The sequence below is a fragment of the Porphyromonas somerae genome, from assembly GCF_022845615.1.
GTDB lineage: Bacteria > Bacteroidota > Bacteroidia > Bacteroidales > Porphyromonadaceae > Porphyromonas_A > Porphyromonas_A somerae.
In genome coordinates, this window is the sequence record NZ_AP025559.1 from 2,280,229 (window position 1) to 2,299,694 (window position 19,466).

12 protein-coding genes are annotated in these 19,466 nt (G+C 48.0%); 9 read left to right on the forward strand and 3 right to left on the reverse strand.

The window, feature by feature from the left end; genetic code table 11:
- Positions 1 to 650: 650 nt before the first annotated feature.
- From tgt to MWL85_RS09740, 6 genes are all read left to right on the forward strand, one after another.
- Positions 651 to 1,781 (forward strand): tRNA guanosine(34) transglycosylase Tgt, encoded by a 1,131-nt coding sequence (tgt, locus tag MWL85_RS09715; protein ID WP_018029223.1) that lies wholly within the window; start codon positions 651 to 653, stop codon positions 1,779 to 1,781.
- Between the two features lie 15 nt (positions 1,782 to 1,796).
- Positions 1,797 to 2,912, forward strand: a complete 1,116-nt coding sequence (locus MWL85_RS09720) for an LptF/LptG family permease (protein ID WP_244400553.1) — start codon at positions 1,797 to 1,799, stop codon at positions 2,910 to 2,912.
- Between the two features lie 9 nt (positions 2,913 to 2,921).
- Positions 2,922 to 5,126 carry a primosomal protein N' family DNA-binding protein gene (locus MWL85_RS09725; RefSeq protein ID WP_244400554.1) on the forward strand — a complete coding sequence of 735 codons (2,205 nt, stop codon included), beginning with the start codon at positions 2,922 to 2,924 and terminating at the stop codon, positions 5,124 to 5,126.
- A gap of 118 nt (positions 5,127 to 5,244) precedes the next feature.
- The gene (locus MWL85_RS09730) at positions 5,245 to 7,389 is read left to right on the forward strand and encodes an outer membrane beta-barrel protein (RefSeq protein ID WP_244400555.1); all 2,145 of its coding nucleotides are present in this window, start codon (positions 5,245 to 5,247) and stop codon (positions 7,387 to 7,389) included.
- Between the two features lie 22 nt (positions 7,390 to 7,411).
- On the forward strand, positions 7,412 to 8,371 hold the full coding sequence (locus MWL85_RS09735) for an OmpA family protein (protein ID WP_244400556.1): 960 nt from the start codon (positions 7,412 to 7,414) through the stop codon (positions 8,369 to 8,371).
- Between the two features lie 338 nt (positions 8,372 to 8,709).
- Positions 8,710 to 9,957 carry an amidohydrolase family protein gene (locus MWL85_RS09740; protein WP_244400557.1) on the forward strand — a complete coding sequence of 416 codons (1,248 nt, stop codon included), beginning with the start codon at positions 8,710 to 8,712 and terminating at the stop codon, positions 9,955 to 9,957.
- Between the two features lie 348 nt (positions 9,958 to 10,305).
- On the opposite strand, the gene MWL85_RS09745 is transcribed toward MWL85_RS09740, so the two are convergent.
- A complete protein-coding gene (locus tag MWL85_RS09745; protein ID WP_244400558.1) occupies positions 10,306 to 11,478 on the reverse strand; it encodes an MFS transporter in 1,173 nt (390 codons plus the stop codon).
- Between the two features lie 444 nt (positions 11,479 to 11,922).
- Positions 11,923 to 12,627: a lysophospholipid acyltransferase family protein gene (locus MWL85_RS09750; protein WP_244400559.1), complete on the reverse strand. Its 705-nt coding sequence runs from the start codon at positions 12,625 to 12,627 to the stop codon at positions 11,923 to 11,925.
- Positions 12,628 to 13,145: 518 nt separating this feature from the next.
- Here MWL85_RS09750 and MWL85_RS09755 point away from each other — a divergent pair.
- Together MWL85_RS09755 and MWL85_RS09760 are read left to right on the forward strand one after the other, a co-directional pair.
- The gene (locus MWL85_RS09755) at positions 13,146 to 14,195 is read left to right on the forward strand and encodes an IS110 family RNA-guided transposase (RefSeq protein ID WP_244400173.1); all 1,050 of its coding nucleotides are present in this window, start codon (positions 13,146 to 13,148) and stop codon (positions 14,193 to 14,195) included.
- Between the two features lie 945 nt (positions 14,196 to 15,140).
- Positions 15,141 to 16,274 carry an AAA family ATPase gene (locus MWL85_RS09760; protein WP_244400560.1) on the forward strand — a complete coding sequence of 378 codons (1,134 nt, stop codon included), beginning with the start codon at positions 15,141 to 15,143 and terminating at the stop codon, positions 16,272 to 16,274.
- A gap of 74 nt (positions 16,275 to 16,348) precedes the next feature.
- On the opposite strand, the gene tpx is transcribed toward MWL85_RS09760, so the two are convergent.
- On the reverse strand, positions 16,349 to 16,846 hold the full coding sequence (tpx, locus tag MWL85_RS09765) for a thiol peroxidase (RefSeq protein ID WP_018027473.1): 498 nt from the start codon (positions 16,844 to 16,846) through the stop codon (positions 16,349 to 16,351).
- Positions 16,847 to 17,321: 475 nt separating this feature from the next.
- Between tpx and MWL85_RS09770 the strand changes: the two genes are divergently transcribed.
- Positions 17,322 to 19,448: a glycoside hydrolase family 97 protein gene (locus MWL85_RS09770; RefSeq protein ID WP_244400561.1), complete on the forward strand. Its 2,127-nt coding sequence runs from the start codon at positions 17,322 to 17,324 to the stop codon at positions 19,446 to 19,448.
- Positions 19,449 to 19,466: the final 18 nt, after the last annotated feature.

Genomic DNA, 19,466 nt, shown 5'->3' on the forward strand with positions numbered 1-19,466 from the left:
GCGCCCGCTTTTTTTGTGACTGGTGTGTGGGGGGGTGTGGTACCTTTATCGGACAAGTCGGACAGGTCAGACGAGTCAGACAGGTCGGACAACCAATAGATAAAGAGAATGCCACTCCGTGCAACAGCCTCCTAAAAAGCACCCTCGCGGGTGCTTCCCAATCCTGTCTGATCTGTCCGACTTGTCTGACTCGTCCGACTTGTCCGAAAAAAACTCCAATTACTGTGGTAACAGAGCAATTTCTGAGGCTTCATTTACCACATATAAATCGTTGGGCTAGTAGGACAAAAGTTTAGTTGCAACTAAGCGATCGGCGAGATGCAACTAAGCAAATGACGAGTTGCAACTAAGCGATTGCTTAGTTGCAACTCAATTTTCGCCATGTTGGCACCACTGATTATCAATGGGTTACGAAGGCCATAAAAACACCACTTGACACCCTCACTTTCGGAGCATCGGACACCATAATTTATATGGAATAGCAGGGGTTACACATTAGAAAGTTCTTGCCGTATGGTTATTAGGCATCTATGTGTAAAGACTTCCGCGAGGAGGTCATTCATGGTAAGACTCTTTCTAATGCGTACCCCCTGGGTATATGGTCCCCTAGAGTGCAACAGTCTCTCAATTTATAGTATCTTTGTAGCTGTATGAAATTTGAGATAGTACATAGCGATAAAGGCTCGTCGGCACGAGCGGGAGTGTTGCACACGCCACATGGCGAGGTGCATACGCCTATATTTATGCCGGTTGGCACGGTGGGGAGTGTGAAGGCGGTACATGCGTGGGAGCTACAGAAGGATATCCAAGCGGAGATTATCCTCGGGAATACCTACCATCTGTACCTTCGCCCTGGCACAGAGATTATCCGCGGTGCGGGGGGTATTCAGAAGTTTAATAGTTGGGAGGGACCGATGCTCACCGATAGTGGCGGGTTTCAGGTCTTTTCACTTGCCGATAGCCGAAAGATCACTGAGGAGGGGGTGCAATTTCAGAGCCATATTGATGGTTCACGTCATCTCTTCACCCCTGAGCGGGTGATGGATATCCAGAGGGAGATTGGTGCTGATATCATCATGGCTTTTGATGAGTGCCCTCCTGGTGACTGCGATTGGCGGTATGCTCGGCAGTCGCTCGACCTCACATTGCGTTGGCTAGAGCGATGCCATAAACGATTATCTGAGACCGAACCGCTTTACGGCTACCCTCAGAGCCTTTTCCCCATTGTACAAGGGGCTGGCTTTAGCGACCTCCGAAGGGAGTCGGCAGAGCGTGTGGCGGAACTAGGGGCTGATGGCAACGCCATTGGTGGTCTCAGCGTGGGGGAGCCTACGGAGGTGATGTACGAGATGATAGAGGTGGTGAATGAGGTACTCCCTAAGGACCGCCCTAGATACCTGATGGGGGTGGGAACGCCCGCCAATATCCTTGAGGGGATAGAGCGTGGGGTGGATATGTTTGACTGCATCATGCCTACCCGTAATGGGCGTAATGGTCAGCTATTTACTTGGCGTGGCACTATGAATATGCGTAATGAGAAGTGGAAAGACGACTACTCACCACTCGACCCTGAGGGGACGAGCTATGTAGACCATACCTATAGCAAGGCGTATGTACGCCATCTGATTAAGTCGGATGAGCTACTGGGGCTTCAGATTGCAAGTATCCATAACCTTGCTTTTTACCTCGACCTAGTGAGGCAAGCACGCAAGCATATCATTGAGGGCGACTACCCTCAGTGGAAGGCGAGTGTACTCCCCGAACTACAGCAAAGACGATAATCCAATCCATTGACGATGAAGCAAAAGGGTAGACATCTATTGGAGCGTTTGGGGGTGAAACGAATCGACCGATACATCATTAGTCGCTTCCTTGGTACCTTCCTCTTTGCACTGATGCTAATACTCATCATCATTGTGGTGATCGATATTCAGGAGAAGATGGAGGAGTTCCTCAATCCTGCCCTACCCTTTATGGATATTGTGTGGTACTACATCGCCTTTATCCCCTACTATGCGTTGCTCCTCTCACCGCTATTCATCTTTATCACGGTGGTATTCTTTACGAGTAAGCTGGCAGCACGCTCCGAAATCATTGCGATGCAGGCGGCGGGGATGAGCTTCAATCGTATCCTCCGCCCTTACTTCATATCGGCAGCGATTATTGCGGTGGTCTCCTTTATATTTAGTGCATGGATTATCCCCAACCTCAATGTGATTCGCATCGACTTTACCAACACGTGGGTCAAAAACAAAAAGGTGGAGATGGACCAAAACATCCAAGCGGCAGTGGCACCGGGTGAGGTGGTCTACTTCAGCACCTTTGATGCGAGAGAAAATATGGGCTACAACTTCTCACTACAGAAGTTTGAGGAGAATACGCTCACTAGTCAGCTCACCGCCCAGCGGATTGCCTATCACAGTGATAGCCTCTACCATTGGACGGTCTACGACTACCATATCCGCACTTTTGATGGGCTCAAGGAGCACAATGAGTACGGCGACCAACTGGATACCCTCTTGATCCTCACCCCAGCAGACCTTCTGATCTCTAGAGAGGATGGCGAGCAGCTCACTAATGCCGAACTGAGCCACTACATAGAGCAACAAAAGAAGCGTGGGGTGGGCAATATCCAGAGTTTTCAAGTGGAGTATCACCGGCGATATGCCTCGATTCTTGCCGCCTTTATTCTTACTCTTATTGGGGTTTCCCTTTCGGCACGTAAGGTAAAGGGAGGGCTGGGGGTCAACATGGCTATCGGCTTGGCACTCACTTTTGTCTATATTCTACTCTTTACCATTTCCTCTGCCTATGCGGTGAGTGGAGAGCTCACACCACTGATGGCAGCGTGGCTTCCCAATCTTATTTACACTCCTATTGCCCTCGGTCTCTACCTCAAGGCACCTCGCTAATGTAGGTCTATGCAGTACCCTCTCTACCTTAGCATACTAGTTCCCCTCCCTCTCAAGCAACCTATTTTCACTTACGTATACGAAGCGGACAGCCTAGAGGAGCCACAACTGGTGGGGCGGTTGGTGACTGTACCTTTTGGCACCAAGAAGTGCTACACTGGCTTAGTAATGGCACAGCAACATACCGCACCTGAGGGGCAGCATCGGCTGAAGCCGGTATTGCAACTACTCCCCTATCCGCCCATTCCGCCCTATATCATAGAGCTTTGGCAGTGGGTGGCCAATTATTATATGTGTAGCTTGGGAGAGGTGCTGACGGCTGCTATTCACCAAAGTTTCCGACCCGATGGCACGCAGGGAGAGGAGCCTAGGAAGGCAACGCTTATGCTGAGGGGGTGGCTCCCCTCGGAGCGACTGATGAGCGATGCCCACTTCAGGGGCTACCTAGAGGGACAATTGAAGAGTGGCACGGCCGCTGAGAAGGCACTCCAAAAGATACTCACCAGCTACCAAAAGGGCGATAAGCCTCCGATGAGTCTGCAAGACCTTGCTGAGTGGTTGGAGACCTCTAGCTACACCATCAATAAGCTACGTAAAGTGGGGGCGGTAGAGGAGTGCGAGGTCTTGGCTAGTACCCTCAATAAGGGGGTGACTCTCCCTATCCACAAAGTGGGCGACCCGCTCTCTAAGTTGATCTCTATCGGCAGCTCACGCATCGCACTTGTCCATTGCCCTAATAGCCGAATTGAGGAGCGTATTCCCTACGACTACCTTCTCCAAGAGGTGGCAAAGGGGAAGCAGGTGCTCCTCCTGCTACCTAATATAGAGATACTAAAGCAGTTGCTCCCTGAGCTACAAAAGCAATTTGGAGTGCAGCTCTACCGCTATTTCTCTACCGCGACGGAGAAGGAGCGACGCACCACGTGGTTCTCTGCCCTCTCTGGGGAGGGTGGCCTTTACATAGGATTGAGGGCGGCCGTTTGGCTTCCTTTTGCTTCGCTCGGGTTGGTGGCTGTGGTTGATGAGGAGGATAGGGGCTACCGACAGTATGAGCCGGCACCCCGCTTTACCGCTACGCACGTGGCATTGATGCTGGCTCACTTTGCCAAGGTAGAGACTCTCCTAGTGAGTGCCACCCCCTCGGTAGAGAGCTACACACTGGCACTACAGCAGAAGTATAGCTTTGTGACCTCCTCGCACACTCCGCCCGAGGTGCGACTACAGACAGTCTGGATGCCAAAGGCGTTTGAGGATAATAGTGTGCAAGGGCGGATGCTCTCCTTTCAGATGATCGGGGCTATCCGAGAGGCGATAGATGAGGGGGGGCTTGCTCTTCTCCTCTATCAGCGTAAGGGTTTTGCCCGAAGTGCTACTTGCCCGAAGTGCCAAGCCTCGCCCAAGTGCCCGCATTGCCATACGACGCTACGGTATATGGAGCAATCGCGTATGCTGGTGTGTGGTCTCTGTGGCTTTTTCCAACCATTGCCAAGTCACTGTCCGGAGTGCGGGGCTGGAGGAATGCAGTTAGTCGGCACTGGGATAGAGCGACTTCGCCGTGCCATGGAAGAGCTATTCCCTGGAGTGGCGATCAAGATGGCGGAGGAGGTGGATCGGAGGTCGAAGCTACCTTCGGTGATTCTTTCATCGAGTTACCAGCCCCCTCAGGAATACCTGAGCAAAGCAACTACCATCGGGTGGGTGCAGCTGGACCTCCTCTATGCGCTCTCTGACTACCGTGCCAATGAGCTCACCTTTCGCTACCTGATGCAGAGCCGCAATGAAGCTCCTATGCTCAAGCGAATGGTGGTACAGCACTTTGCCACAGCACCCAATGCCCTCACCGCCTTTGAGCAAAACGACTATCAGCAGATGCTCGACTTTGAGCTGGAGGAGCGACACAGCATACAGCTTCCCCCATTCTCCCGCCATATTGATATCTACTTTGAGAGTGCGGCACAAAGCCAAGCCTACCAACTCGCCACTACTGCAGCGACCATTCTTCAGAATAGACTGCCCGATGCTACTACCCTAGGTCCAGCACCTATGCCAGTACATAAAAAGGCAACCGCCATCGGCTACAAGGTGACCCTGCTGGCACCTCTACAGCTCTCCTCCCTACAGCTTCGTGAAGCGATTCATCAGCTCATTGACCCGCTTCTCCAAGAATATAGAGGGCCTAAGATGAATTGCTACTACGATGTTGATCCTCTTTAGTGTATCATTAGGCACAACAGTAGGGCAATGTGCCATATTATATAGATATTAAGTAAGTTTTGTGTATCTTTGCTCGGTAATAGGATTATATAATATTTTTTCCACAACAAATAGAAATATGAGAATGAAAAGATTATTTGGACTAGTAGCCGCAGGGCTAATGGGTCTAGGCTTTCTACCAAGTGCCAATGCACAGGTAGATGGCGTAAACTTCACACTTTCACCAAACGTATCATACAACTGGTGGAATCAAAACATTGCACTTAAGAACTCTCCTTTCTATGGACTTCGCCTCGGCGTTGGCTTTGGCCCTTATGTAGAGTTGAGAGGAACCTTTGAGAAGTCTGTTAACCTCAAGAATACGCTTAAAGACAAGAATTGGAACATCCTTAACGAGGATGCTCTCAATAAGCTTGATGGAATGCAGTTTGACATCACTCGCCTAGGTGGTGAGCTGAAGTTCAATATCCTAAGTAGCAACTATAGCATCGCTCCATACCTTACTGTAGGTGGTGGTGTGCAAATGCTTAACTACAACCCATTTGACACAAAGAATGGGGTTGTAGAGGATGCTAAGGAGACTGAAAAGCAGATCTATCTAAGTGCTGGTGCTGGTGTACGCTTCAATCTTTCTGAGCGTATCGCACTTTCACTAGAGGGTCGCAACACTCAGTTCAACCTTGATAAGGTAGACTATCTACTCAATCCAAACGTTGATGATAAGGCAAAGCGTTGGGGCAACTGGTCAGCTATCGCTTCTCTTGATATCACCCTTGGTGGTATGAGTGGTTACAGCGATGCTAGCCGCCAATACAGCAACCTCTTTGAGGATGGCTTCCGCGGCGTGAAGTTTGTCCTTGAGCCAGGTATTATGTATGCTGACTTCCACGATAAGCTCAACCGTGCAGACCAATTCTTTATCGGAGGTTCTGCAGGTCTTGACTTCTCTTCACTGATTGGCTTGAGAGCTTTCTACTACCAAGCTACAGAGCAGCCAGATAAGCCTAGCTTCAAGTTCAATAAGGATCTGAAGATGTATGGTGCTAACTTGCTATTCCGCCTCAATCAACCACGTGGTATCGTACCTTACCTTACCCTTGGTGCTGGTTACCTAGATGATAAGGGCTTGATCCCAACTGATCCAGATAGACCAACCTCAAACACTGATCCAGAAGAGCGCTTTGATGTTCACAACCTATTCCTAATGGGTGGTGCAGGCGTAGAGATTCCATTCTCTAAGTACGTAGCCCTCTTTGGTAATGTTAATGCCCTTCTTTCTAACAACGAGGCATCTAAACTCAAGAACGTAGAGGTAGGTGACATCTACACTAGCCTTATGTACAATGCAGGTGTGCGCATCAACCTTGGTCGCTCAGCTTATGAGCCAATGATCAACATCAATGGCAACGAAGAGAGCCTTAACGACCGTGTAAATGATACCCGCAGCGAGGCTCAAAAGCAAAGCGGCCGTCACACCATCTTCCAAAGAGAGAGAGTACGTGGTGGCGAGATGATGACTAAGCAGCAGTTTGAGGAGATGGTAGATCGTATCCTCTACAAGATCCGCAGCGAGGAGAGTGCTCGTGCAGCTAAGTTCTCTGACTCTGAGATGGATATCATCGTAGCAGCACTTAACAGCCAAAACCCACAGGGTGCACAGGTAGTAGCTACTAACGACCCTGTAGCTAACCAGCAATTGGTTAATGAGATGCGTCGCCTAGTAGATCGTATGGATCGCCTAGAGGGCAAGACTACTGCACAGACCAACGTAGTACCTGTACAGAGAGTTGACCCACTTGTAACGACTCCAACTACTGTAGTTAACGGTGCTACCACCACTACTACAGCTACTACTACTCACGCTAAGAACAACTTCCTTAAGCTTAACCGCCTTGCAGTGCTCACTGGTGCCAACTTTGGTGAGGGAACTCAATGGATGGTAGGTATGCGTGGTTACATGCAGATCTCTGATACCGACCTTGACTTCGTACCTGAGCTGATGGCTGGCTTTGGCAAGAAGGGTGGTTTCGACCTCAGCGCCAATGTAATCTACAACTTTAAGATCGCCGACTCTGTAGTAGATCCTTACGCAGGTCTTGGTCTTGGTCTTTACAGCCACGGTGTTGGCCTTAAGTTTGGTCCAAACTTCATCGCTGGTGCCAACTTCAAGCTGAATAAGTCTGGCGAGCTATTTGCCGACTACACTGCAAGAGGTCTATTCAAGAATAATCAGATTGCTGTAGGTTATCGTTTCGTATTCTAATCAATCACCATTAGGAAAACGAATGATGAGAAAGAGTAATTTAATCTCCTCAGCAGTAGCTACTCTACTCCTAGGCATTGGTCTACACGCCAATGCCCAGGACGTAGTACTCACCCAGCAGGTGACACAGAGTGGCGACACTGTGACCATCATTGAGAATGCACCTCGCACTACCGACACACACTCGGTAGATCAGCAGGTGTGGGACATGATCAGGTCCACTGAGGGATACGATTCGATACCCGATGATGCTCTCTTGCCAATCACTCAAGATCAGGCAGAGGAGCTCATCACCAAGCTGATACTAGAGGCTCGCAAGCCCTATGTAGAGGCTGCCTACCGCGACTCCGTGGTACGTGCTTTCAAGGTAGAGACGCTCAAGCGTCGTGCCTTGGACCAAGCACTAGCACGCACCTTCAATGAGCCACTGGAGCGTCGTCTCGACCAAATGGAGCGCCTACTCTATGCGCTTCTCCTTACCCGTGGCGACCTTAGCCCAGAGGTGATCAATCACCTGCTTGGCGGTAATATGCTACCACAAGGTGCTATCCAAAAGACCGATACTGTGCCAGCTAATCAGCTAGCAGGGCGTCGTGAGCCAGTCACTCCAGATGAGGCCATTGCCCTCAAGGGTGGTCTCAATAATAAGGAGATAGACCTCTACATGAGCGTTGCATACTTCGGTTTTGATAGTAGCAAGCTAGATAGCGAGGCCATCAAGACACTTGACAACGTAGTGGAGTGGATGAAGGAAAACGACCTCAGGGTATCCCTTCGTGGATACGCCTCTCCAGAGGGCAAGATGAGCTACAATAATAAGCTCTCTGGCCGTAGAGTAAATGCAGTGGCAGACTATATCACTAGCAAAGGAATTGCACGCGATCGACTAGAGGTAATCCCCTCTGGCATCGACTCCATGAAGGATACCAAGAGTAAGTATCCAAAGGGACGTCGCGTAGAGATTCGCCCAATCCTTTACTAATTAATAAGCTAATTATATGACAAAGGCGGTATCACCTCGTGTGGTACCGCCTTTTTTTTGCAACCACATCTAATCACAAACGAGACAGTTGCACGAAAGCGATCTGCTTCGTTGCTTTCGGAATTCGGGCTAGGTCACGTACGCGAGTACGCTCCCTTCGCCCTCATCCTCAGCGCCTTGCATCTCATCCTTCGTGCAAAGTCTCAGCACATTTTAGTAAATGTGCGAGAATAGCACTTCGTGCAACATTCACAAACTATGCTAAAATGTAATATACTTCCAAATAAAATGGGTATATTTGAGAATAGGTAATTAGTAACCCATTAAGACGTATGCTTATGAAAAAGAAATTCTTTAACGCGAAAATCTATCGGAATAGTTCTGCAAGTGAGATCATCGTGGAGAACGGTAAGATCACTCAGATCGGTACCAACCTTCCCAAGTGCGATGAGGAGATAGACCTCAATGGCAAGTTTGTATTGCCACCCTATGTAGATCCACACCTTCACCTAGACTACGTCTACACTGTCTCCGAGATGGAGGGGCTGGGAGCAGCTTCGGGCACACTCTTCGAGGCGATAGAAAACTGGCCAAAGTACAAAGCCACCATGACCATTGATGGCGTAAAGCGACTAGCTCGTAAGGGTATTGAAGACGAGGTATCACAAGGAGTGCAATTTATCAGAGCACAGACCGACGTTACAGACCCTAAGTTCACCGGGTTCAAAGCCATCATGGAGCTCAAGGAGGAGATGAAAGACATTGTTGACATCCAAGTAGTAGCCTTCCCTCAAAATGGCATGTACACCTACAAAGGTGGCAAGGAGCTAGTAGAGGAGGCTCTAAAGATGGGTGCCGATGTGATCGGTGGCATTCCTCACTACGAGCCAGCACGCGAGTTTGGCGAGAAGTCTATCCACGACATTGTAGAGCTAGCCATGAAGTATAATGTACTCATCGACGTACACTGCGATGAGACCGACGACGTCATGGCACGCTTTGTGGAGATTCTCAACGCCCTTGTCTACCTTGAGGATTATGGTGAGAAGACCACCGCTAGCCACACCTGCTCCTTTGGTTCGGCCGATAACTCCTACGCTTATAGGATGTTTGATATGTTTAAGCGTAGCAAGATGAACTTCATCTCCTGCCCTACCGAGAATGCGTATCTACAGGGTAGGCAAGACACCTATCCAAAACGCCGTGGCCTTACTCGTATCAAGGAGTTTATGGAGATGGGCATCAACATTGCATTGGCCCAAGACTCTATCAATGACCCTTGGTATCCACTTGGTAGTGGTAATATGATGAACATCCTTGACAATGCTATCCACCTATCACAGTACGCTAGCCCTAAGGAGGTAGAGACTGCCTTTGATATGATCACCTACAATGGTGCTAAGTGCTTGAATATCCACGACCAATACGGTATAGAGGTAGGCCGCGATGCCAACTTCATCGTGCTGGATGGCGATAGCGCTTGGGATTGCATCCGCCGCCGTGTAGGCGTACTCGCTTCTGTACGAAAGGGCGAATTCCTATTCAAGAAAAAGCCTACTGAGTACGAGGTACCCTTCAAGATGTAAGGCCCTCCACAATAGATCAATTAAAAAGCTACCCTCAAGTGTTGAGGGTAGCTTTTTTAGTTTGATAAGAATGTCACACGACGGCAAACTACAGCCTCATCTATGGTATGGATTTGTCCGAACCACAAGGGGTCGTAGGGTAAGGAGGGGATGGCTTCGTAACCTCCGAGTCGTTCGGGGCATACGCCCCCTCCGACTCAGGGGAATACGGCAATCTTCCACCCACCTCTACGACCTCCCTTTGTGGGAGGTCAGACAATTTGGACTGGGAAGAGTTCAATAAAGAGCAATGAAAAAAGCTACCCTCAGCTGTTGAAGGTAGCATTTTTGTTAGTTAAAACCACAGGCTTATCCGATAGGTCGCAGAGTGTGCTTTGCGAAGAAAGAGATGAGTATCCCAGGTACCGCCATTATCACAGCGTACCAGAGCAAGCTCAACGCCCCATAGCTGAGCAATAGCGTGCCAGCAATAGCTGTAGTGATCATAATCGAGAGATTAAACATACAAGACTGCACCGACATCGCCACATCCTTACCATGCTCCACCTGATTGCCCACAGCCGCCTGGAAAAGCGTCACAAGTGGACCAAAGGAAAGCCCCCACATGAAGAAGGCAAGGTGCGAAATACCAACCGTCCCCTTAAAGAAGTAAAAGAGCAACATCGCCACGGCCAGGAACGCAAACATCAGCACCGTCAGCTCCCTCAGGTAATGATCAATATACTTCGTCGCAATCACAATAGAGATGAGCGACCCAATTCCAAAGACCAGCAAGGCCACCTCTACCCCGCCACTAATACCGATCTCGGCTACCAACTGGGTAATATAGGTGTAGACCCCATAATGCCCACAAACTCCAAGTAGCGTGAGGAGTATAATGAGCAAGATAGACTTATTCTTCAGCATCGCAAAAGGCGAAGTGCTCGAGGTGAGCTTCTCACCAGGCGTCGAAGGTAGTATCACAAGCGATAGCAGAGCAATCAAAGCTACCAATGCCCCCAAGACGATAAACTCAATACGCCAACCAAAGCGGTCGCCAATAGAAGTCATCAATGGCATCCCTAGGCTAATTCCTAGCGTATTACCCGCCATAATGACCGCCACAGCCTTACCTTGGTGCCCTGGCTCCACCAGTCGCATCCCAAAGGCTGCAATCATCGGCCACATCACACCGGCACAGATTCCGCCGAGGAAACGAAGGCCTAATATAACGTAGTAGTTATGAATAACCCCAGAGAGTATATTGCATACTGCGAAGCCCACCAGCAAAAGTAATAGTAAATTCTTGCGATTAAAGCCCACCGTGGCAGATATAAGCGGAATACCGAAGATAGCCGACGCCAAGGCATACCAGCCCACCATTCGGCCACCCTCCACCTCATTAATTCCCAAATCGCCCATAATCTGCTGCAACACTCCAGAAGGGAGTAGCTCCGACAGAATTCCCACAAAGGTAACCGACGACATCAAGATCATCAAGACCCAAGGGAAAGCACCTACAGATTTCTTTTCTTGTACCATATAGTAAATATTTAAAGGTTTACACCTCTAAAGATACCCATTTAGATTGGTATAGAAAAGAAAACAAGCAAGAAAAATTAATAGATAAGTTAAGAGCTCTCATAGGGGGTATCATTAGGAAGGTCTTACCATGTGGAATTCATTAGAGCGTCTATGGGAAAAGGACCTCGGCAGAGGTCCGTGTTAAATAGGCACAGGTCAAGGCACGTAGTGCCGAAGACCTGTGTATAAAGAGGGACAAAACACATTTTCGACCCCGGTTGAGGGGTCGGACAACCTCATCTAGGTCTGACCCCTCGGCCGGGGTCATGTAGGTGGGTGAATATGCTCCTTGTACACAGGTCGTTCGGGGCTAACGCCCCTCCGACCTGTGCCTATTTAAGAGGGACCTCTGCCGAGGTCCTACCGGTCTATTTCTTATGTATAAACCCTTTTGGACGTCTCTTACTCGATGCACTCCTTTACCTTCTGCATCAGCTCCTCAATCGTAGCCCCTTCGGTTGTCTCAAGGGCAGGGAAAAACTGCAGCTCCAGCCGACCCCACTTGGGGAGATAGGTACCACGCTTAAGGATCTCATACCCACCCGAGATTTTGGCAGGCACGATAGGGGCACCCATCTCAGTAGCCACCCTAAAAGCCCCCTTACGCAGCTTATCCAAATGCCCAGTAAGGGTACGGCTCCCCTCTGGGAACATAAAGATATGATACCCATTGGCAATCGCCTTCTCGCAATCCTTCACCACACGAATAGCACCAGATGGGGTATTCTCCACAAAGATAAAGCCAAGCTTCTCACACGCCCAACCCACAAAAGGGAGCTTGCGAAGCGACCCCTTCAATACCCACTTAAAACGCACACCAGCATATCCGTAGAGTAGAAAGATATCCATTGCACTGGTGTGATTGGGCGTCACCACTGAGGGGCGACTCTTGGGCAAGTACTCACGCCCCCTCACCTTTACAGGGATCAAAAGCAGTGCCAGCGTCACGATACTCCATATCTTACCAGGCCAGTAGCCAAAGACACGCTCGCCACCAAGGATACTTCCCAAAGCCGCAATTATAGCGGTGAGAATCGTCAGAACCAAAAAGAGTGGCAGCACCACAAGAATCGTGTACAGTGTGTACAATATACGCTTTATAATCATCTATTTGAGCTTTTAGCAGATAAAACTGCCCAAAGATACCCAATTCTCCGTTGGCAATCAATAGTCCCCCCCACCACCAAGGGTTGCGCATTAGAAAAGGTCTTAGCAAGTGACATTCATCAAAGTAGATATGGTAAAGGACCTCGGAGAGGTCCGATTTGTCGTAGCTGTAAGTTTGCAGGTAGCCCGGGCGAGTTTATCGAGCCCGCCAAAATCAAACAAAAAAAGTTAAATTCAAATACGTAGATAAAGGGTATATCAAAGATGAAATAGCCAGTAAAAATAGTCTAATAGCGAGACTAATGTCGTATCTTTGTTGTAGAAAGATAGCCATTAGTCGATTAGGTGAGAAACCTTAATACCGTAGCGAGGTCATAGAACCTATTGGGGGCAGTAAGGACACCTAATCACGCTGTTGGATACTATATAGATTGTTAGGATTTCACTCCTATTTACAGCTTGAGTACAAACAGCTATCGTTCGACTAATGGCTATCTAATCACTACATGTACAAAGTTATGAATAAAAAATTATTTGTGGGAATTGATTTCTCAAAAGAAACATTTGACGCAGCTATCCTCAAGGTATCTGAAGAGAGCTCTATTGATCCAAAGATCATTGGTAATGAGCAGTTCAAAAACGATGTGCCAGGTTGTAAGCGATTTGTAAAATGGCTGAATAAGACTTGTGCATTGTCTGGCGACTATTCCTCTGTTCTCGTAGGTGGAGAAGATACAGGTAACTATAGCATCACGCTGCCTAAACAGCTTTATGTGCTGGGGATTGATTGCTCCTTACAAAATGCTTATTCGATCAAATGTGGTAGTGGCAAGATTGTTCGCGACAAGACCGATAAGATAGACGCAGAAAAGATCGCTTACTACTTCTATCGCTTTCGCGATCAGATTAGGCTCTATAAGCCCCTATCTAAGGATATGGAGAGCTTAGAGAGACTTTATTCATACCGATATGGACAGGTGAGAGAAAGAGCGCGATTGAAGTGTCAGATAAAAGAGTATAAGCATATTCTTAAGTCAGAACCCAATGATGAGACGCTAAAGTTCATGATCCAACGCTTAGAGAAGCAGGAGAGGTTTCTGAAGAAAGAAATCAAAGCTATTGAGGCTAAAATGGTGGAAATCATCAAAGCCAATGAGGAGCTTAATGAGATCCATAAATGCCTACTGAGCATACCAGGTATCGGGAAGATCACAAGCCTTCTTTTGATCGTTGTTACTCGAGGGTTTACAAGGTTCGATAACCCCAAGCAACTTGCCTGCTTTTTAGGGGTCTCTCCACACCCGAATCAGTCAGGTACATCCGTCCAAAATGGCAATCATAGGAGTTGGTTTGCCGACCCTTATTTTGCAAGTCTTTTACATATGGCGGCACTCTCTGCGAGCAGATTCAACTCGAAGTTCATAGACTACAAGAAAAAGCTGAAGAGCAAAGGCAAGCCACATTTGCTCATTATGAACAACATCAAAAACAAGCTACTTACGGTTGCCTTTACAATCGCCACGAGAAGGACCAAATTCTATTCTGATTATGACGCAAAACGAGCATAGGTCGAAATAACACTTTTTAACCATATAAATTTGGTGGTGATCATAGATTGCCCCCATTCGAGGGCGAAGCCCGATGAATGGGGGTAAATAAGGCGACTAAAAACCTCGACCCCTTGTGGGTTGTCCGACCCACAAGGGGTCGAGGGGGATAAGGTGCCATTCTCTACCCCCAGTCGTTCGGGGCTGACGCCCCTCCGACATGGGGGCTACAACAAATCTGACCTCCTCGCGGAGGTCATCCTCAACATCGTCCCCTCGGTAAGTAATAGATAGGAAAAGAGCCTCAAACACCTCGGCTGATAGCCCGAAGGGCTTACACGGCCTAATAAGCCAGCCTTCCCCCTCGGCAGATGGGCGAGGCGTACCTGCCGAGGAGAAGGTTGGGCAGAGACATAGCCCCAATCTCCTACCCAAGCTTCTCCTTTAGACTCGCTAACGCCGACAAAATCCCCAATATACACGAGAAACCTGTTAAATAAACAAAAAAAACAAGGAAAATAGGGGAAAAGGGCACTCACCAGCGTATCTAACTGATAACCAACATCATATGTCAGAAAAAGCGAAGATCCTATCTCGGCATCATCTGAGACCGTATCAAAGCATTTGCCGAGATGCAACTAACCGATCGCTTAGTTGCAACTCAGCAAATGCTTAGTTTCAACTCGCCGATCATTGAGATGCAACTCAAAAACCGCCTTCCTAACCTATTGGTTCACAACACCATACACACAACAATTCAAATCGCTTCAAAACCTCCTCTCCCAAGATGATATTTAATATATTTTATACTTATAGTGTAATAAATAACCCACCAAATGGCCCCTACCCCCACCTTGTAAATTACCAAGAGGTCTCTTACTAAGAACCTTCTTACTAAGAGACCTCTTAGTTTTTAGATTATAGGTATATTTGTAGCAACTAAAGGCATACAAACAGACAATCAATATGAGTATAGAACCATTTAAATTCGGCATAGCCACTTCTGGCGAGCACTTCACAGATAGGAAAAAAGAGACAGAGCGACTAATCGCCAACTTCCAGCACGGTATCAATACTATTCTCATCTCTCCAAGAAGGTGGGGCAAAACCTCTCTAGTCAAAAAGGCCTCTACTTTGGCGACGACTAAAGAGCTACGTATCGTCTACCTTGATATTTTCGCTTGCCGTACTGAGGAGGAGTTTTGCAATGCCTTTGCTACAGCAGTTCTAAAACAGACTTCCACTCGTGCCGAGGAGTGGTTGAGAAATATTCAGGACTTTCTATCAAGAGTTAGCCCGAGGGTAACCTTAGGGGTAGACCCTACGGCAGAAATGTCGCTCTCTATAGACCTAAGGGGCGTTGAGAGAGGGCTGGAAGAAGTTTTGGAGTTTCCTGAAAAGTATGCAATGAAGCATAATTGCCGAATAGTCATCTGCATTGATGAATTTCAACAAATAGGAGAGTTCGCCAATTCACTTACCTTTCAGAAAAAACTACGAACCATTTGGCAGCACCAAAAGCAAGTCTCTTACTGTCTATTTGGTAGCAAAAAACATCTAATGGATGAGCTATTTGGCCGAAAAGACTACCCCTTCTATAAGTTTGGAGATATGATCTACCTCGGAAAGATTAGCACTGAGGATTGGGTTACCTACATATCTGAGCGATTTTTAACCACTGGCAAGGAGATCCCTACAGAGCTAGCTGAAAAGATCGCAAAGGCAGTAGATAACCACTCATCATACGTCCAACAACTCGCGTGGCTAGTATGGGGGCGGACCGAAAAGAGGGCTACAGAAGATGATTTAGAGCGAGCTATTGAAGACTTGATTAATCAAAATAGACCGCTATTTGAAAAACAAACTGAAGAGCTAACAAGCCACCAGCTAAGTCTCCTCCGAGCCATTGTCGATGGAAATAATAACTCCTTCACAAGCCAAAGGATTATTGACGACTACAACCTCAATTCGTCCGCAAATGCAAACGCAGTGAAAAACGCACTCACCAATAAAGAACTCATCGATACCGATAACGGCCACACCTATATCACCGACCCAGTGTTCACCCTGTGGCTAAGTCGCTACCTCTTCTATAGATAAGACACCTTATCACATAGCAAAAGGGCTCTACAGCATGCTGTAGAGCCCTTTATCCTTCAGACTAGAGACTCAAATTACTTGAGGGCAGCTAGAGCTGCATCGTAATTTGGCTCCGTGGTAATCTCTGGTACCAGCTCGGTGTAGATCACCTTGCCCTCAGCATCTACCACTACGATAGAGCGAGCGGTAAGACCAGCAAGAGGACCATCGGACATCTTTACGCCATACTCCTTGCCGAAGTCGCTACGGAAGAGTGAGCCAGTCTTTACCTTGTCAATTCCCTCAGCACCGCAGAAGCGAGCTAGAGCGAAAGGAAGGTCTTGAGACACGCCAAGTACTACAGTATTATCGGCCTCAGAAGCACGCTTATTAAAGGTGCGAACACTCTGAGCACATACCCCTGTATCAATACTTGGGAAGATGTTGATCACTACACGCTTACCTCTGAAATCAGAGAGCTTTCCCTCAGAGAGGTCACCATAAACCACGGTAAAGTCGGGAGCTACACTGCCTACCTTTGGTAGCTCACCTACAGTATGGACGGCGTTACCGCCTAATGTTACTTGTGCCATATTGACTATTAATTAATTGGTTATTGAATTATTTTGTACCTATAGATAAAACAACCATCGCTATCAATTGGTTCAAAGTTGGGTGCCTAATCAGACGAGTCGGACAAGTCAGACAGGTCGGAGGAACTGACAAATGAGTAACTGGACTAGCCTGCCGAACGACACGATGGTGGTAGTTTTGCTTTTCCGACCCGTCCGACTTGTCTGACATGTCCGACTCGTCCGATAATAACCGCCTGCTTTTTCGCCTATGCTCCTCCGTGAAATTACTTTATAGATATCAATGGTTAAATAGCAATATTTATGTGGTCATATAACTTAAATTGAGTATCTTTATCAGTGTGGCTTAAAATAATTATCCAACAAGCTTCAACCAAAACAAATAATTAATAAAGGTAAGATGATTTTCCCTTTACCCCAAAGGGGAGTCTAGAAATACAGAGATAGGAATTGATTAAAGGTAATATTTAGATGTATGAGAAAGATTAATTTTATTAAGCTGATTTTGGTGAGCCTTATCGCTTCGACCGCTTTTGTGTCGGCAATGGCTCAGCAACTAACGTCCCCAAATGGGCGACTGAAGAGTGAATTTGCACTCACCGCCGATGGGCAGCCAACTTACACCCTTACCTACGATGGCAAGGAGGTGATCAAGACTAGTAAGATGGGCTTTTATCTGCTCAATAATAAGGAGGGCGACCTCGTGAATGGCTTTGAGATTGTAGGCAGCGCCACAAGTAGCCTAGACGAGACTTGGACCCCAGTATGGGGCGAGGCGGATAGCTACCGCAATCATTATAACGAGCTAAGGGTGGATCTTCTGCAGAAGGCTACTGACAGACGTATGAGCATCCGCTTCCGTCTCTTTGATGATGGTTTGGGCTTCCGCTATGAATTTCCTTCGCAGAAAAACTTGATTTACTTCACCGTAAAGGAGGAGGCGACTGAGTTTGCGATGGCTGGCGACCACACCGCGTGGTGGATTGCTGGCGACTACGATACTCAGGAGTTTAATTATACCGAGAGCCGTCTGAGCGAGATCCGCGGTCTTTACGACAAGGTATTCCAATACAACGCTTCGCAGCAAGACTTCTCAAAGACTGGCGTGCAAACTCCACTTCAGCTCAAAAGCCAAGATGGTCTATATATTAATATCCACGAGGCCGCACTGATTGACTTCCCAGCGATCAACCTGGAGCTAGACGATAAGAATCTGGTTTTCCACACCCACCTCACTCCAGATGCTACTGGGGCAAAGGGGCATGTGCAGACCGACTTCAACACCCCATGGCGTACGGTGATCGTGAGCAACGATGCTCGTGATATTCTCGCTAGCAAACTGGTCTACAACCTCAATGATCCTTGTGCTTTAGAAGATACCTCGTGGATCAAGCCTATGAAGTACATGGGAGTGTGGTGGGAGATGATTACTGGTGCCAAGAAGTGGAGCTACACCGACGACCTCTTTAGTGTACAGCTCGGCAAGACCGACTACTCCAAGGTGAAGCCTCACGGCCAACATGGTGCTACTACCGAGAATGTGATGCGTCACATCGACTTTGCTGCCAAGCATGGCATCAAGGGTCTTTTGGTAGAGGGCTGGAATGTTGGTTGGGAGGATTGGTTTGGACACCAAAAGGATTATGTCTTTGACTTTGTCACTCCTTACCCAGACTTCGACCTCGTTCGCATCCGTGAGTATGCCAAGGAGAAGGGAGTGGATATGGTGATGCACCACGAGACCTCTAGCTCTATCCGCAATTATGAGCGTCACCTAGATAAGGCGTTCCAATTTATGAAGGATAATAACTACCACGCTGTGAAGACCGGCTATGTAGGTGATATCGTGCCATTTGGTGAGCACCACTATGGTCAGTGGCTAGTGAACCACTACCTATATGTAGTGAAGAAGGCAGCTGAGCAGAAGATTATGGTGAACGCTCACGAGTCGGTACACATGACGGGGCTAAGCCGTACCTATCCCAATCTTGTTTCTCAGGAGAGTGCCAAGGGTCAGGAGTTCCAGACGGGAGGCAACCCACGCAATCACCTTACCATCCTTCCATTTAGCCGATTGATTGGTGGCCCAATGGACTACACCCCTGGTATCGTGATGTTTGAGATGAAGAAGCTCAATCCAGATAATCCTAACTGGGTACAGACCACTATTGGCAATCAGCTAGGTAGCTACCTCACTATGTATACGCCACTACAAATGGTGGCCGACCTACCTGAGCACTACGAGGCACAGATGCCTGCCTTTGAATTTATCAAGGAGGTGCCAGTAGAGTGGAGCGAGAGCAAGTACCTGGAGGCGGAGCCTGGCCGCTATATCACTGTGGCTCGTCGCGAGAAGAATAGCCGCAATTGGTACCTCGGTAACGTAAGTGGTGTGGCAAGAGTCTCTTCTATCAAGCTCGACTTCCTAGAGCCTGGTGTAAAGTATGAGGCTAAGATCTGGCAGGATGGCAAGAAGGCCGCTGTAGAGACCAATCCATACGATTATACCGTGACCACAAAGCGAGTGACCAGCAAGAGCACCCTTAAGCTCAATGCTGTAGAGGGTGGTGGCTTCGCTGTGAGCATCAAACCGATTAAGTAATTAATAAGCACATATACT